Genomic DNA, 14,658 nt, shown 5'->3' on the forward strand with positions numbered 1-14,658 from the left:
TCAGGCCTCCGTCTGGCGGGTGCGGGGGTCGAGGATGGCGTACGCGATGTCGGCGATGATGTTCGCGACGAGAACCGCCATGACGAGCACGAGGAAGATGCCCTGCATGAGTGCGTAGTCCTTCGCATTGGTGGCGCTCAGCAGCAGCAGGCCGATGCCCGGATAGGAGAACACCATCTCCATCACGATCGTGCCGCCCACGATGAAGCCGAGGGAGAGCGCGAAGCTCTGGATCTGCGGCAGCACCGCGTTGCGCGCGGCATAGCGCCAGAGCACGCGGCGGTTCGGCATGCCCTTGGCCTGCGCGACCGTGATGTAGTCCTCGTCGAGGACGGTGAGCATCATGTTCCGCATGCCGAGCACCCAGCCGCCCACCGATGCGATCACGATCGTGATCATCGGGAGCGCGCCGTGCGAGAGCACCTGCCCGATGAAGTCGGCGTTCCAGCCCGGATCCACACCGACCTCGTACGCGTGTCCGGCGGGGAACCAGCCGAGCACGGTCGAGAACACGGCGATGAAGATCAGCCCCAGCCAGAAGTAGGGCACGGTGCCGAGGAACGTCGTCACCGGGACCAGCACATCGAGACGTCCGCCGCGCCGCCATCCGACCACGGCGCCGAGGCTCGTGCCGACGAGGAAGGAGACGATCGTGGCGAAGCCGACCAGCCCCAGCGTCCAGGGCAGCGCCGCGGCGATCGCGTCGCCCACGGGCGCCATGCCGGTGGAGATCGAGACGCCCAGGTCGCCGCGCAGCAGCATGCCCCAGTAGTCGAGGTACTGCTGCCACAACGGCACCGAGGAGTCGAGGCCGAACATGAGGCGCAGAGCCTTCTCCGCCGCCGGCGTGAGCTGCCCCTGGCTGCGGGCCATGTAGGAGTCGACCGCATCGCCCTTCATCATGCGGGGGATGAAGAAGTTGATCGTGATGGCCGCCCACGCGGTGAACAGGTAGAACGCCGCGCGACCGCCGATGAACCGCCACGGCACGCGGATCCGTCCGCCGCGTTCGGCCTTCGTCGCCGTGGTCCCGACGAGGGTCGGGTCGACGGCCGTCGGGGCGACGGCCTCCCGCTCGGTCGCGGGCGCGGACGTGTCGGCGCTCATCGCGCACCTCCGGGGGTCTGAACCGACCGGGCGCGGAAGAACGCTTCGGGGTCGGGGGATGCGGCGCGCAGCTCCCGGGTGTACGGGTCCTGCGGGGTGAGGATGACGTCGTCGGCGGGGCCGCGTTCCACGACCCTGCCCTGGTTGAGCACCATGATCTCGTCGCTGAAGTGTCGCGCGGTGGCGAGGTCATGGGTGATGTAGAGCACTCCGAGCCCCTCTTCGCGCTGCAGGTCGGCGAGCAGGTTCAGCACCCCGAGGCGGATCGACACGTCGAGCATCGACACGGGCTCGTCGGCCACGAGCAGCGCAGGGCGGGAGGCGAGCGCGCGGGCGATCGCGACGCGCTGGCGCTGGCCGCCGGAGAGCTCGTGCGGGCGGCGCTCCATCACCGCGTCCGGATCCAGGCGCACCCGCTCGAGCAGACGGCGCACCTCGCCCTCGATCTCCCTGCTCGGCACGACGTGGTCCAGGCGCAGCGGACGCTCGACGTGATGCCGGATCGAGTGGTACGGATTCAGCGACGCGAACGGATCCTGGAACACCATGCGCAGCTGCTGCCGATATCTGCGCAGTCCCTTCCCGCGGCGCGGGATCGGAGCGCCGTCGAGCAGCACCTCGCCGTGCGTCGGCGTCTCCAGCTGGGTGAGGATCTTCGCGATCGTGGACTTGCCGCTGCCCGACTGGCCGACGAGCCCGATCGTCCGGTGCGACTCGAGCGTGAAGCTCACATCGTCCAGCGCCTTCATCTGGCCGGAGCCGCGGACGTTGTAGATCTTGGTGACGCCCCGGAACTCGAGCGTGGTCATCGCACCACCACCCCCCGCTCGCCGGTCAGCCGCGGGAACGAGCGCAGCAGGTCGCGGGTGTACTCGTGCTGCGGATCGGTCCACAGCCGTTCGGCGTCGGCGAGCTCGACGATCTCGCCCTCGCGCATCACGGCGATGCGATCGCTGATCTCCAGCAGCAGCGGCAGGTCGTGGGTGATGAACACGACCGAGAAGCCGAATTCGTGGCGCAGCTGGGAGATCTGCTTCAGGATCTCGCGCTGCACGAGCACGTCGAGCGCGGTGGTCGGCTCGTCCATGACCATGAGCTGCGGTCGCAGGGCGAGCGCCATCGCGATCATCACGCGCTGACGCATGCCGCCGGACAGCTCGTGCGGGTAGGACCGGATCCGCTGCCCGCCCACCTTCACGATCTCGAGCAGGTCGATCACGTCGGCCCGCCGCTGCGCGCGGCTCATCCCCGGCCGGTGCACGCGGAACACGTCGTCCAGCTGCGCGCCGATCGTCGCCACGGGGTTCAGGGCGTTCATCGCGCCCTGGAACACCATCGACACCTTGTCCCAGCGGAACCGGCGCATCTGCTCGGCGTCCAGCGCGTGCAGGTCGATGTCGGAGCCGTCGGCGTCGTGGAAGACGACGCTGCCGCCGGTGATCACCGCCGGCGGCTTCAAGAGTCGCTGCACGCCGTAGGCGAGGGTGGTCTTGCCGCTGCCGCTCTCACCGGCGAGGCCGACGATCTCACCACGGCGGATGTCGATCGTGACGTTCTTCACCGCCTGCACGGGCGGATCCACGTCGTACACGACGGAGAAGTCGCGCACCGAGAGAAGGGGGTCTGTCATGAGGTGCTTTCGTGCTCGAGCGGGCAGGATCCGCGGGGTGAGGGGCCGCCGGCCCCTCACCCCGCGTGCGTCGTGCGACCTACTTGGCCGGCTTGAGGTTCATGATCACCTGAACGGCCGACGGCTGCGTCGGGTCGGCGGTCGCGTACTGATCCTTCTCACTCGGCCATCCCGTGTAGGTGCGCGTGTTGTACTCGCCCAGCTGCGGGTGCGTGCCGATCGGAATGGCCGGGACGTCCTCGACGAAGATCTTCTGCAGCTTCTCGAGGGCCGCGGTGCGGGTCGACTCGTCCGAGGCCTGCGCGTACTCCTTGAGCAGCGCCGTCGCGTCGGGGTTGTCGTACCGGCCGAAGTTGTCGGAGACCTTGCCGTCGGCGGCCTGCTCCAGGTAGGAGCCGTTCATGACGTCGTCATAGATGTGCCACGGGTTGGATCCGGAGCCCGTCCAGTGCAGTGCCGCGTCGAAGTTGCCGGTCGCCATGTTCGTGAACCACGTGTCCGCGTCGGGCGTCGCCACCTTGGCATCGGCGCCCAGCGTGCTCTTGATCTGCGTGGCGACCAGCTGGATGCCGGTGACGTAGTCGTTCCAGCCCTGCGGATCCTGCAGCGTGAACGACACCGGGTTACCGGAGGGATCGATCAGCGCGCCGTCCTTCCAGGTGTACCCGGCGTCGGTGAGCACCTTCTTGGCGCCGTCGACGTCGATGCTGAAGGTCTTGTCCTTGTACTCCGCGGCGATGTACTGGTCCCCCGTCGGCTGGGGGATGCCCGTCACGCTGGTGAGCTCGGGACCGGCGTTGCTGCGGGCCTTGTCCGCGTGCGCCTTGCGGTCGACGACCATGTTCACGGCCTTGCGGAAGGCGACGTCGTTGAACGGGGCCTTCGTGGTGTTCACGAGGATCATGTCGGGGCTGAGCACGTTGGCACCCCAGAACACGTTGTGCGCCGGATCCTTGTCGACGTAGTTCGTCTTGTAGTCGGTGATGAAGATCTGCGCCCAGTCGGCCTCCTTGCTCTGCAGTGCGCGCAGCAGTCCGGTGTTGTCGTTGTACTCGAGGTACTTGAGCTGGCCCACCGGGACCTTGCCGCCCCAGTAGTCGGTGCGGGATTTCAGCACGACGCCCTGCGAGGAGAAGCTCTTGATCGTGTACGGACCGGTTCCGACGGCTTCTTTGACCGGATCCTTGGTCGGATCGGCGATGCTCTTCCACTGGTGCTCGGGAACGATGCTCACCTGCAGCACATCGCCCTGCTTGACGAACTTGGACTCGCTGAAGGAGAGCACGACGTTCTCGCCGTCCTTCTTGACGTCGGCGAGCTTGAGCCCGCCGAGATCGAGGGCGGGCGTGTTCTTGATGAGGTTGTAGGTGAAGACGATGTCATCCGCGGTGAAGGGCTTGCCGTCGCTCCACTTCACGTCGGCGCGAGGGGTGACGGTCAGCTGCGTGTAGTCGGCGTTCCACTCGACCTTCGATGCCAGCCAGGGTGTGGTCTCGTTCTTGCCGACCGGGTTCACCATGGCGAGCGGTTCGTAGATCATGCGGTCGTAGCCGAGGGACATGCCGGATCCGGTGGAGATGAACGGGTTGTTCGTCTGGGTCGAGAGGATGGCGGCGCCGTCCGGTTTCGCGACCGTGAGCGAACCGCCGCTCGAACCGGAGGCGCTGGCGCCTCCCGACGAGCAGCCGGTCAGCGCCACCGCGCTGATCGCCGCGAACGCCGTCACCGCGATCAAGGTCTTCCTGAGCCTCATTGCTTCTCCTTCTGGTGGGGCACGGCCGTCGTGCGCCCATCTGGTGCGGGGTCCCGCTCCTGGGGGAATTAACTTACTAGCGGGAAAGTAAGTAAAGGTGAGGTTACCGATCAGTAAGCTGGATGACAAGCAGGGGAGGGAAACGGAATGGTCACGACCACATCGAGCCGCGTGAAGTCGCGGCCGGAGACCGAGCGCAAGCGGACCGAGATCCTGAAGGCGGCGATCGAGATCTTCGGCGCCAAGGGATCCACGAACGGCACCCTCGCCGACATCGCCGAGCAGGTCGGCATGACGCACGCCGGAGTGCTGCACCACTTCGGATCCAAGCAGAAGCTGCTGCTCGAGGTGCTCGCCTACCGCGACGAGAGCGACGTCGCAGGACTCGCCGAGAAGCACATCCCCGACGGCCCCGCGCTTTTCCTGCACCTGGTCAAGACCGCCTTCGCCAACGAGCTGAGGCCCGGCATCGTGCAGGTCTACACCGTGCTCTCCAGCGAATCCGTGACCGACGACCACCCCGCTCGCGGATTCTTCGAGCACCGTTATGCGAAGCTCCGGGCCGAGGTGTCCGCTGCATTCGGCGAGCTGTGCGCCCAGGAGGGCGTGACCGACACGTCGATGATCCCGCGCGCATCCGCCTCGATCCTCGCGGTCATGGACGGCCTGCAGCTGCAGTGGCTGCTCGACCCGTCGGCCGTGGAACTCGCCGAAGCCAGCGCGTTCGCGATCCAGGCGATCGTGAACGGGGTCCTCCGCCCGGGTCCGGCCCTCGAGACCTACGTCGGGGAGGCCGCGGCCGGCGGCACCGCTCCCGCCGAACCTGCTTCGCGCACCGCCCGGGCGGACCGCACGTCCCGCTGACGGCACCAGGGCGTCATGCGACGAATCAGGACCGATGGCGGATCCGCGTAGGCTCAGCCCTATGACGATCGACCTCGAAGCGCTCTTCATCGACCTGCACCGCAACCCCGAGCTGTCGTTCCAGGAGGTGCGCACCGCGGGCATCGCCGCCGGGCACCTGCGAGACCTCGGGCTGGAGGTCACCGAGGGCGTCGGGCGCACGGGCGTCATCGGCGTGCTGCGCAACGGCGACGGCCCCGTGGTGTGGGCGCGCGCCGACATGGATGCGCTTCCCGTCGTCGAGGAGTCGGGCCTGCCCTACGCCAGCACCGCGACCGGTGTCGACGCCGAGGGGCACGAGGTCGGCGTCATGCACGCGTGCGGCCACGACATGCACGTGACCGCGATGATCGGCGCGGCGGAGGAGCTGGTCAGGACCGAGGACGAGTGGTCCGGCACGCTGGTCGTGGTGATCCAGCCCGCCGAGGAGTTCGGCGCCGGCGCGCGCGCCATGCTCGACGACGGCGCCCTCGATCGCTTCCCCCGCCCCGACGTCGTGATCGGCCAGCACGTGACCCCGTTCCCGGCCGGCATGATCGGCGTGCGGCCCGGACCCCAGATGTCGGCCTCCGACGGCCTGCACGTCGTGCTGCACGGCCGCGGCGGGCACGGCTCGCGTCCGCACTCCACGATCGATCCCGTCGTCATGGCCGCGGCGACGGTGATGCGCCTGCAGACCGTGGTCTCGCGAGAGGTGGACCCGCACGATCTCGCCGTCGTCACCGTCGGTGCGATCCACGCCGGCACCAAGAACAACATCATCCCGGCCGAGGCGACGCTCGACCTCAGCCTGCGCTATCCGGACGACGCGCTGCGCACCAGGGTGCTGGCGAAGGTGGAGCGGGTGATCAAGGCCGAGGCGATGGCGAGCGGCGCGACCCAGGATCCGACGATCGAGACGCTGCACACGCTGCCCGCGACGATCAACGACGACGCCGCGACGGAGCGCGCGACGCAGGCCTTCCGTGCCGCGTTCGGCGAGGAGAACGTGATCGATCCGGGCCTGTTCACCGGCAGCGAGGACGTGTCGTGGTTCGCCCGGGATGCGGGCGTGCCGCTCGTGTTCTGGTTCTGGGGCGGCATCGCGCCGGCGCGCTACGCCGCCGCGGTGGCGCAGGGCACTGTCGACAGCGACATCGCCACCAACCACTCCCCGTTCTTCGCCGTCGAGATCCACCCCACGATCGAAGTGGGGGTCAGGGCGCTCACGGTCGCGGCCCGGGAGTTCCTGGACTGACGGACGCCCCTGCGACCGCGTCTGCTCCGCGGTCGGAGTCACGGCGAGGGCGCCCGGCGGCCACGACGACACCGGCCAGCAGAACAAGAGCGGAGCCGATCACGACCGTCCACCAGGGGAACCCGGGGATGTCCGGCGGCGTTCCGGCGGCGTCGAGGTCCTTCTGCGGGGTCGGCGTCACGCGCTCACCCGTGACCAGGATCCTGTGGCTGTTGATGCCGAGCGGGGTGCACGTCACGAGAGTGACGAGGTCTTCTCCGGGCTGCGCGCTCAGGGTCTGCGTCTCCTCGGGGAGCACGACCTTGGTGTCGCGCACCCGATAGGTCAGCACCTGCCCGAACACCTCGACCGTGAACGTGTCTCCGACCTTCAGCTGATCGAGGTTGTCGAACAGGGTCGCGCCGGCCAGGCCTCGATGCGCGGTGAGAACGGAGTGCTGATCGGCACCGCCGATGGGCAGAGAGGTGCCCTCGAGATGTCCGACGCCCTTGGTCAGGGTGGAGTCGGACGTGCCGTGGTAGATCGGGAGGTCGACGCCGATCGAGGCGATGCGCAGGCGGCCCATGACGCCATCCGCGTCGGCCCGGAGGATGCGGGGATAGTCGAATCCGGGCGCTGCTGCGGTGCTCGTCGGGATGCGCGAGCCCGGCGCGACGAGCGCCCCGCCGACGAGGGCCCTGTTGTACGCCCTCGCCTCCTCGAGCGCCTTGTCGCGCGCATCGGCCGCGGAGCCGCCGACTTCGGAGCCCACCTTCACGATCAGCTGCGACTGGTTGTACTGCGACCACCAGCTCGCCACCGTCGGGTACATCAGCACGAGGACGCCGACGAAGGCGATGGCGGCGAGGATCGCCGTCGCCCAAGGCATCCGCCATCGCCGGCGGGGTGCGGGCCTCGCGTCGCGGCGACGCATCGGCGCGGTCTGGGACACGACTGCTCCTCTCAGCCTCGATGTGCTGGGGCTAACGGATCCCGACTCCGGCCCCGGACAGCACCGGGAAGGGGCGGGAAGAAGAAGAGGAGGGCAGGAGCCTGGGGGCTCCTGCCCTCCTCGGGTCCGTGAATGCGCCTTGTGGGAAGGATCACTCACGGACGACGGATCAGTGGCGACGAGCGCGCACGCGGCGCACCAGGATCGCACTGACACCGGCCACGACCAGCAGACCGCCGACGACGGCGAACAGCGTGCTGCCCGCACCACCGGTCAGCGGCAGGTTCGGGCCGAACTGCTGGGTGTTGGAGATCGTGATGCTGGTCGGGTTGGCCTGACCGTTGGCGGTCACCGTGACCTGCGTCCACGGGTCGGCAGGGAGCACGTAGCCGGCCGGAGCCTGGGTCTCCTTGAGCCAGTAGTCCTTGCTCTTCACGTCGTTGTTTCCGACCCACAGGCCGTCGATCAGGATCTGGCCGTTGGCGTCGGTCGTGACGGGGCCGGCGACCTTGGTGCCGTTCTTGGCGTCGTAGACCTCGAAGATCGCACCCTGGAGCGTGTTCTTCGTGGTGCCGTCCTGCTTGACGACCTTCAGCGGACCCCAGTTGGTCTGCGGGGTGTTGGTCGTGCGGTCGGAGCCGTTGGTGTTGACGACGGCCGTGTTCAGGATCTGGCCATCGGCACCGAGCGAGGTCACGGTCGTGGTGATGTCCGCGGTCACGGCGGTCTTGCCGGCGAGCTTGCCCAGTCCGGTCGCCGTGAAGGTGATCACGGTGTTGCCGGAGACGGTGTAGTCCGTGCCCTCCACGAGGGTGGTGCCGTCGACCTTGACCACGGCGCCGACGTAGGTCAGGCGCGGGTCGAGGTTGTCGGTGATCGAGAAGCTGCGGTAGGTGTCACCTGCGGCCAGGGCGGGGATCGGCGCGTTGACCGTCCACACGATCTGCGAGCCCAGCACCGGCGCCTTCGGGTCGGCGACGGTCTTGGTCGGCTCCGTGGAGTTCAGCTTGTTCTTCGGGTAGACGTGCACGTTGTAGAGCCAGGTGCCCTGGTTCGGGTACGGGACCGACACGAGGAACGGCTGCACCGGCGAGACGATCGGGTTCGCGCCGGGGCTGGTCTCGGTCACCAGGTACAGGCCGTACGGCAGGTTCGAGACCACGGCCTGGCCGGAGGCGTCGGTGGTCGCCGTGGTGCCGGCGGCGAGGGAGAACGGCGCCGACGACACGTTCGCGGGCGTCGCGGTCTTCGCCTGGTCCCAGCCTGCGGCAGTGGTGAGGTCGATCGGGGTGCCGTTCGCGCTCACGCGCTGAACGCTGAACTGCACACCCTCGAGGCCCTGCCCGAGTGCGGCGATCTTCGCGGGGTCGGTGATCTGGGTGCCGTCACCCGCGGCGCCGGGGTCGCCGGCGTGCTTGTGGATGGTGATGCTGCCCGTGGTGCCCGTGATGTTCGACGGGCTCAGGGTGTCGGCGGCGTTCGCGGCCGGCGACACGGCGAGGGCGCCGAGGGCGGCGAGAGCCGCGACTCCGAGCCCGGCTGCGAGCTTGCGCAGCCCGAGAGACCTGCTGGTCATTTCCGTTCCTGCTTTCTTTGTCGTTCGTCGACCGACACCCGTCGGCCGACAGTTGTCCTGCTGTCGGTTGAGGCGGGTGATGGGTCAGGAGGCGCGACGCGTGCTGCGGCGCAGGCGGAGGATGCCGAGGAGCGCGAGCGCGGCGAACACGATGGCGCCGCCCGCGAGGAGGAACGCGTCGCTTCCGACGCCTCCGGTCAACGGCAGCACCGCGCCGGGCTGCTGCTCGTTCGGCTGAGCACCGATGTCGAGCGTGGTGCCGGCATTGGCGGCGTTCACCGTGAAGGTGAAGGATCCGGCTGCGATGTAACCGGCGGGAGCCAGCGTCTCCTTGGCGGAGTAGGTTCCCCAGGCGAGCTTGTCGAGGCGGAAGGCGCCCGGCGCCGGGTCGAGGTCGGGGCCGGCGCAGGGCGCTGTGGTGCAGTCCTTGACGACGAGCCCCTGGGCGGGCAGGCCGGGGCCGGTGAGCGTCCACTCGGATCCGGCGAGCTGGGCGCCGGTCGCCTTCGACGTCTTGGTCCAGGCCACGGATCCGGGCTTGCTCGCGTTCGTGATCGTGCAGACCGCGTTCGCGTTCGCCGCGACGGTGACGGAGGATCCGGTCGCGGTCGCGCCGGTGCAGGTCCAGGCCCCTGCGGCATAGCCCGCGGGGCTGCCGCTCTCCGAGAGCGCGTAGGTCCCCGGGGTCACGACCGCGCTCGTCACGCTCGCGTCTCCGGTCTTTCCGGTGATCGTCTGCGTTCCGCTCGCGGTGAGCGTCCAGTCCGAGACCACGGAACCGCCGCCGTAGGTGTTGTCGACCTGCTTCTTCAGCGTCAGCGTCGCCGCCGACGGCTTGTTCGTGATCGTGCAGGCCACCGCATCGCCGGGGGCGACGCCGGTGACGTCCGCACCCGCGGCGCCGGGCAGGGTCACGGCGCGCTGCGAGCCGCCCAGCGACGTGACGGTGCAGCTGCCGTTGACGAAGTCCCACCCGCTCTTCTGCGTCTCGGAGACGCGCACGGTCGCCCGCGACGTCGTCTTGTCGAACGCGACGGTCCAGTTCACATCACCCGAGGTCGGCGTCGTCTGCGCGGTCGCGGAGGGCGTGGAGGTGGCAGTCCCGGTGGTCGCGGTGGTCGCCGCGCCGAGGCTCCATCCGGCACCGGGTGCCGGGTTCTTGCCGGTGATGTCGAGCACGGTCTTGTGCACGACGACGGTCGCGAGCAGCGGCGCGTTCGTGATGGTGCACACGACGCTGGCGCCCGAGCGGTTCGGGATCGTGAGCTGGCCCGCGGCGTTGGTCGGCACCGTCGCACCGGTCTCGTCGACGCAGGCGAGCGAGCTCGCGTAGTCGGCCAGCGTGCCGGGCGACCCGGAGGCGATCGCCTCGGACACCGTGTACGCGTTGTTCTGGATCACCGGCAGCGGACCGATCTGGGCGGCCTGGACCCCCGTGGCGTTCCCGGTCGTCGTCGCGGTCGCGGACTCGGTCGTGCCGCTCTTGACGGACAGCCGGAACTGGTCGCCGACGTGGGCGCGGGCGACGACGTTCTTCTTGACCGTGAGGTTCGCGGGCGAGTTGCAGCTCGCCAGATCCGTGCTGGAGAGGTTGTTGGTGACGTCGCCGCCGATCTGGGCGCCGGTCGAGGCGTTGTACTCGCGAACGGTCGATGCGTTGCCGAGGTACATCGAACCGGTGGTGTTGAACGCCATGCCGTTGATGTTGGAGAACCCGGACGGCGTGAACGAGAAGGACGGCGACGACGCGAGCAGCCCGCCGTTGCCGGAGGCGAGCGCCGCCGCGGTGACCGAGTACACGGTCGTCGTGGACGCACTGCCGACGACGTACAGGTTGCCGTTCGCGTCGAAGGCCATGTCGCCGTTGGTGCCGCCCGCGGCCGAGGTGTCGATCGTGCCGACCAGCGAGAACGTCCCGGTGCTCAGCACGTACTTGTAGATGTAGAAGCTGCCGGAGGCGAACCCTCCGAAGAAGTAGTCACCGGTCTTCAGGTCGATCGCGCCGGCGATGAGCGTCGCAGACGTCGTGTAGCTGTCGCCCGTGGGCTTCCACGCGGATCCGTCGAAGTACCAGATGGTCGCGGTGCGGCTGCTGTTCGTCCGCTCGTACGCGATCGCCGTGGCGCCGTTCGCGCCGATGCCCAGACCGTTGAACGACGAGACCCCGGTGGCCGCGGTGCCGACCGAAGAGACGGCGCCGTTCGCGACGCGCTGCAGCTGTCCGGTGCCCGACAGCGCGTAGAAGGTTCCGGTCGCGCAGACCAGGCCGGCACTGGTCGCCGGTGCGACGCGCGCCGGCACCGGAGCCAGCGCGGCGGAACGCACCGAGGTCGCCGAGGGCGAACCGCTCAGCGAATGCGAGGCGGTTGCGGCCTGCGCGGCGGGCGTCGCGACGAATGCGAGCGCGATCGTCGTCCCCAGCGCCACGACGGCGCGCGCGAAGTGGTCCCCAAGCTTCATTGTGCTCCCCAGCCACAGAAGAAGGTCGCCCGCTCCCCGCGGAACGTCCTTCAGGAGGGCCGATCGCTCGACCCTCTCCTCCCCATCGGACCATCCCCTGGCCCGTTGTTCGGGAACCCATTTCCCGTGAGTCCCCTACGGCCGCCAATTCCCCTGACGAACCTGGATCCCGTCTTCGCCCGCATCCGGCCCCAGGGTCGGATGCACGACCGCGCGCGGACAGTGGATCTGATCAAGACGCTACGACACGTTCGGTCGATTCACAAAATCGACCTCCGCACGGCACCTCGCACGAGCACGCCGTCGCGACCGCGGTCCGACGCGATGCGTCGCCCTGGATCCCTCGTGCCCGCCCGCGTGGGGAAGGAATCGGTTTCAGCCGCGACCCCGGATTCTCATGGGCGGCTGATAGCAATCGGCAGAAGGATGGCAGCTGCTCGAAGGGGGAGCCATGTCCACACCGTCAGAGGAGACGACGACCGACAAGCATGCGGGCGGCGGTGCCGTCCTCGAGGTCGACGGACTCGTGGTGAGGTACGGCTCCCGCACGGCGGTCGACGGCGTCGCGTTCCGGATCGCGCGCGGCGAGATCCTGGGCCTCCTCGGGCCGAATGGTGCGGGCAAGACGACGACGCTGAGCGTGATCGAGGGCCTGCGCAGGCCGGCGAGCGGATCCGTGAACGTGGACGGGATCGACGCTCTGCGTCATCCGATCGATGCCCGCTCCCGGCTCGGCGTGCAACTGCAGAGCTCAGGCTTCCAGCCCGAGCTGAGCATCGAGCAGCTGCTGCGGCTCTACGCGGGGCTGTACGGAGTGCGCCTGACCCGCGCGGCCGCCCGGGAGGCGCTCGACGGCGTCGGACTGGAGCAGGAGGCGTCGAAACGCCTCAAGGGCCTGTCCGGCGGCCAGGCGCAGCGCTTCTCCCTCCTCATCGCGACGCTCCACGACCCCCCGCTGCTCCTGCTGGACGAACCGACGAGCGGTCTGGATCCGCAATCGCGGCGCAGTCTCTGGCAGCGCATCGAGGCTTCCCGACGGCGCGGCGGCAGCATCCTGCTCACGACCCATTCGATGGAGGAGGCCCAGGCCGTGTGCGACCGCATCGTGATCATCGATCATGGCCGGATCGTCGCGACGGGCAGCCCCGCCGAACTCATCGCCGCGCATCGCGAGGATCCGCGCGTGCTCGCGATCGCACATGGCGAACCGACACTCGAGGACGTCTTCATCGCCCTGACGGGAAGTGACCTTCGTGACTGACACCACCATCACCCGGCCGCCACTCGGGCTGACTCTGCGCTCGCTCGTGGGCGCCGACTTCACCGTCCTCGTGCGCAGCAAGCAGACCCTGATCCTGAATCTCGCCGTGCCGATCCTGATGCTGATCATCACGAACCAGGCCGCCCGCCGGGGCGGCAGCGGATTCGGCGCCGCGGGGCCGGCCCTGATGATCGCCCTGGCGCTGAGCTACGGCCTGTTGTCATCGTCGCTGCTGGGCTACTCGATCATCGTCGCACGCGATCGCGAAGCGGGTGTGTTCCAGCGGCTGCGCGTCACGCCGACGCCGACCTGGGCGATCATGCTGAGCCGTCTGCTCGTGCAGTTCGCGGCGGCGATCGCGACGGCGGTCGTCGTGATCATCGTCGGCGGCATCATGCACGGGCTGAGCTACGGCGTGGGCACGTACCTGCTGATCTTCGTCGTCGCGATCTACGGCGCCGCGATGTTCCTCGGAATCGGGCAGGCCGTGGTCGGGCTGCTCCGTTCCTCCACCGCCGTGAACGCCCTCGGCCGGGTGCTGTACGTCGTGCTGCTCCTGCTGGGCGTCCTCGGCATCTCGGGCGTCCTCGGCGACACCTTCACCGCCATCGCGAAGTGGTCACCCGTCGGCGCCCTGATGACTCTGTTCACCGCGGTGCAGTCGGCATCGGCCTGGACGAGCGACGACACCTGGGCGATCGTCGCGATCGGCGCCTATCTTGTGGTCTTCGCCGGGATCGGGATCCGCTGGTTCCAGTGGGAGGCGAGTTGAGCGGATCCGCACGTCCCTGGCGCGGATCCGTCTCCGGCCGGCTCGGATCCGCACGCCGGCGCTGCCACGATCAGCACAGGTTGTGACGATCGGCACACGGATCCCCGGCGACACGCGTGCTGATCGTCACAGGGTGTGCTGATCGTCACACACCCCGCGAGCTCGCGCACGCGCACCCGAGCCCGCGCCGCGCCGCGTCAGACGTCGAGGGGCACCGGCGGGAGTGCTGCGAGCGGAGCGTGCGCTTCGTGGTGCAGCCGCTCCATGCGATCGTCGAGCTCGCTCGCGGCGTCGGCCGCCGCGGTGAGGTCGTCCACGAGGCGGGCGGGCACCTGGCCCTGGAACTTGTAGTGGATCTTGTGCTCGAGACTCGCCCAGAAGTCCATCGCGATCGTGCGGAACTGCACCTCGACCGGCACCATGATCGGGCCGGAGGAGAGGAACACCGGCACCTCGAGGATCGCGTGCAGGCTGCGGTACCCGTTGGCCTTCGGCGTCGCGATGTAGTCCTTCACGATGCGCACGGTGATGTCGTCCTGTGCGGTGAGCAGATCGAACAGGCGGTACACGTCGGCGACGAAGCTGCAGGTCACGCGCACGCCCGCGATATCGGTGATGTGCTCGCGGATCGTGTCGAAGTCGGGCTCGATCCCCCTTCGGGCCACCTTCTCGACGATGCTGTCGGGCGACTTCACCCGGCTCTTCACGTGCTCGATCGGGTTGTAGGAGTGATGGTGGGTGAACTCGTCGCGCAGGATCGAGATCTTCGTCTCGATCTCGCGCATCCCGAACTCATACTCGTGCAGGAAGCGCTGGAACTCGTCTCGCAGCTCTCGCGCCTCGGACAGGGTCTGGTTCAGCGCATCGTCATCGAGAGGGACCGTGCTCATGCCTGCGACGCTACGCAACAGGTGTTCGGATCTCCTGTGTGTTCGTTCTGGGCGGACCTCCGAACGCGCAGAGAGCGCTCTCCGCGAGTGCGCGGATACCCGATCCGGACACGCCCGGGATCCGTCGGCGGCAAAGAG

Annotated in this window: 12 protein-coding genes; 4 read left to right on the forward strand and 8 right to left on the reverse strand. The window is 68.7% G+C overall.

From position 1 onward, the window contains the following. The 4 genes from ACFWCK_RS05385 to ACFWCK_RS05400 form a co-directional block, all read right to left on the reverse strand. Positions 1-1,107 carry an ABC transporter permease gene (locus ACFWCK_RS05385; protein WP_378804901.1) on the reverse strand — a complete coding sequence of 369 codons (1,107 nt, stop codon included), beginning with the start codon at positions 1,105-1,107 and terminating at the stop codon, positions 1-3. Further along, complete coding sequence (locus ACFWCK_RS05390; RefSeq protein WP_378804902.1) at positions 1,104-1,916, reverse strand: ABC transporter ATP-binding protein; 813 nt, start codon at positions 1,914-1,916, stop codon at positions 1,104-1,106. Before ACFWCK_RS05390 ends, ACFWCK_RS05385 begins: the two co-directional genes overlap by 4 nt. After that, a complete protein-coding gene (locus tag ACFWCK_RS05395) occupies positions 1,913-2,737 on the reverse strand; it encodes an ABC transporter ATP-binding protein (protein WP_378804903.1) in 825 nt (274 codons plus the stop codon). The genes ACFWCK_RS05390 and ACFWCK_RS05395 overlap by 4 nt, the downstream gene beginning before the upstream one ends. A 79-nt stretch (positions 2,738-2,816) precedes the next feature. After that, a complete protein-coding gene (locus tag ACFWCK_RS05400; protein ID WP_378804904.1) occupies positions 2,817-4,490 on the reverse strand; it encodes an ABC transporter substrate-binding protein in 1,674 nt (557 codons plus the stop codon). Between the two features lie 147 nt (positions 4,491-4,637). Here ACFWCK_RS05400 and ACFWCK_RS05405 point away from each other — a divergent pair, with 147 nt between their 5' ends. Together ACFWCK_RS05405 and ACFWCK_RS05410 are read left to right on the forward strand one after the other, a co-directional pair. Then, a complete protein-coding gene (locus ACFWCK_RS05405; protein ID WP_378804905.1) occupies positions 4,638-5,354 on the forward strand; it encodes a TetR/AcrR family transcriptional regulator in 717 nt (238 codons plus the stop codon). A 61-nt stretch (positions 5,355-5,415) separates the two neighbouring features. Beyond that, complete coding sequence (locus tag ACFWCK_RS05410; protein WP_378804906.1) at positions 5,416-6,630, forward strand: amidohydrolase; 1,215 nt, start codon at positions 5,416-5,418, stop codon at positions 6,628-6,630. Here the strand turns inward: ACFWCK_RS05410 and ACFWCK_RS05415 are convergent. The 3 genes from ACFWCK_RS05415 to ACFWCK_RS05425 form a co-directional block, all read right to left on the reverse strand. Further along, the gene (locus tag ACFWCK_RS05415) at positions 6,599-7,561 is read right to left on the reverse strand and encodes a class C sortase (protein WP_378804907.1); all 963 of its coding nucleotides are present in this window, start codon (positions 7,559-7,561) and stop codon (positions 6,599-6,601) included. The two genes, ACFWCK_RS05410 and ACFWCK_RS05415, sit on opposite strands and share 32 nt — an antisense overlap. Positions 7,562-7,730: 169 nt before the next feature. Next, positions 7,731-9,137, reverse strand: a complete 1,407-nt coding sequence (locus ACFWCK_RS05420; RefSeq protein ID WP_233311584.1) for a SpaH/EbpB family LPXTG-anchored major pilin — start codon at positions 9,135-9,137, stop codon at positions 7,731-7,733. Positions 9,138-9,221: 84 nt separating this feature from the next. Next, the gene (locus ACFWCK_RS05425) at positions 9,222-11,597 is read right to left on the reverse strand and encodes a SpaA isopeptide-forming pilin-related protein (protein ID WP_378804908.1); all 2,376 of its coding nucleotides are present in this window, start codon (positions 11,595-11,597) and stop codon (positions 9,222-9,224) included. Positions 11,598-12,048: 451 nt separating this feature from the next. Between ACFWCK_RS05425 and ACFWCK_RS05430 the strand changes: the two genes are divergently transcribed. Both ACFWCK_RS05430 and ACFWCK_RS05435 read left to right on the forward strand, forming a co-directional pair. After that, positions 12,049-12,858, forward strand: a complete 810-nt coding sequence (locus ACFWCK_RS05430; RefSeq protein WP_378804909.1) for an ABC transporter ATP-binding protein — start codon at positions 12,049-12,051, stop codon at positions 12,856-12,858. Further along, entirely contained in the window at positions 12,851-13,630 is a 780-nt protein-coding gene (locus ACFWCK_RS05435; RefSeq protein WP_378804910.1) for an ABC transporter permease, read from the forward strand. Before ACFWCK_RS05430 ends, ACFWCK_RS05435 begins: the two co-directional genes overlap by 8 nt. A gap of 197 nt (positions 13,631-13,827) precedes the next feature. On the opposite strand, the gene ACFWCK_RS05440 is transcribed toward ACFWCK_RS05435, so the two are convergent. Next, positions 13,828-14,520 carry a GTP pyrophosphokinase family protein gene (locus tag ACFWCK_RS05440; protein ID WP_233311588.1) on the reverse strand — a complete coding sequence of 231 codons (693 nt, stop codon included), beginning with the start codon at positions 14,518-14,520 and terminating at the stop codon, positions 13,828-13,830. Between the last annotated feature and the right edge of the window lie 138 nt (positions 14,521-14,658).

The sequence above is a fragment of the Microbacterium sp. NPDC060117 genome (assembly GCF_042729315.1).
Classification (GTDB): Bacteria; Actinomycetota; Actinomycetes; order Actinomycetales; family Microbacteriaceae; genus Microbacterium.

What these genes read in the sequence shown, in the direction of transcription:
- ACFWCK_RS05420 (WP_233311584.1), bottom strand. Translation starts at nt 9,137, where the DNA reads ATGACCAGCAGGTCTCTCGGGCTGCGCAAGCTCGCAGCCGGGCTCGGA.
- ACFWCK_RS05395 (WP_378804903.1), bottom strand. Translation starts at nt 2,737, where the DNA reads ATGACAGACCCCCTTCTCTCGGTGCGCGACTTCTCCGTCGTGTACGAC.
- ACFWCK_RS05440 (WP_233311588.1), bottom strand. Translation starts at nt 14,520, where the DNA reads ATGAGCACGGTCCCTCTCGATGACGATGCGCTGAACCAGACCCTGTCC.
- ACFWCK_RS05425 (WP_378804908.1), bottom strand. Translation starts at nt 11,597, where the DNA reads ATGAAGCTTGGGGACCACTTCGCGCGCGCCGTCGTGGCGCTGGGGACG.
- ACFWCK_RS05405 (WP_378804905.1), top strand. Translation starts at nt 4,638, where the DNA reads ATGGTCACGACCACATCGAGCCGCGTGAAGTCGCGGCCGGAGACCGAG.
- ACFWCK_RS05385 (WP_378804901.1), bottom strand. Translation starts at nt 1,107, where the DNA reads ATGAGCGCCGACACGTCCGCGCCCGCGACCGAGCGGGAGGCCGTCGCC.
- ACFWCK_RS05410 (WP_378804906.1), top strand. Translation starts at nt 5,416, where the DNA reads ATGACGATCGACCTCGAAGCGCTCTTCATCGACCTGCACCGCAACCCC.
- ACFWCK_RS05390 (WP_378804902.1), bottom strand. Translation starts at nt 1,916, where the DNA reads ATGACCACGCTCGAGTTCCGGGGCGTCACCAAGATCTACAACGTCCGC.
- ACFWCK_RS05400 (WP_378804904.1), bottom strand. Translation starts at nt 4,490, where the DNA reads ATGAGGCTCAGGAAGACCTTGATCGCGGTGACGGCGTTCGCGGCGATC.
- ACFWCK_RS05430 (WP_378804909.1), top strand. Translation starts at nt 12,049, where the DNA reads ATGTCCACACCGTCAGAGGAGACGACGACCGACAAGCATGCGGGCGGC.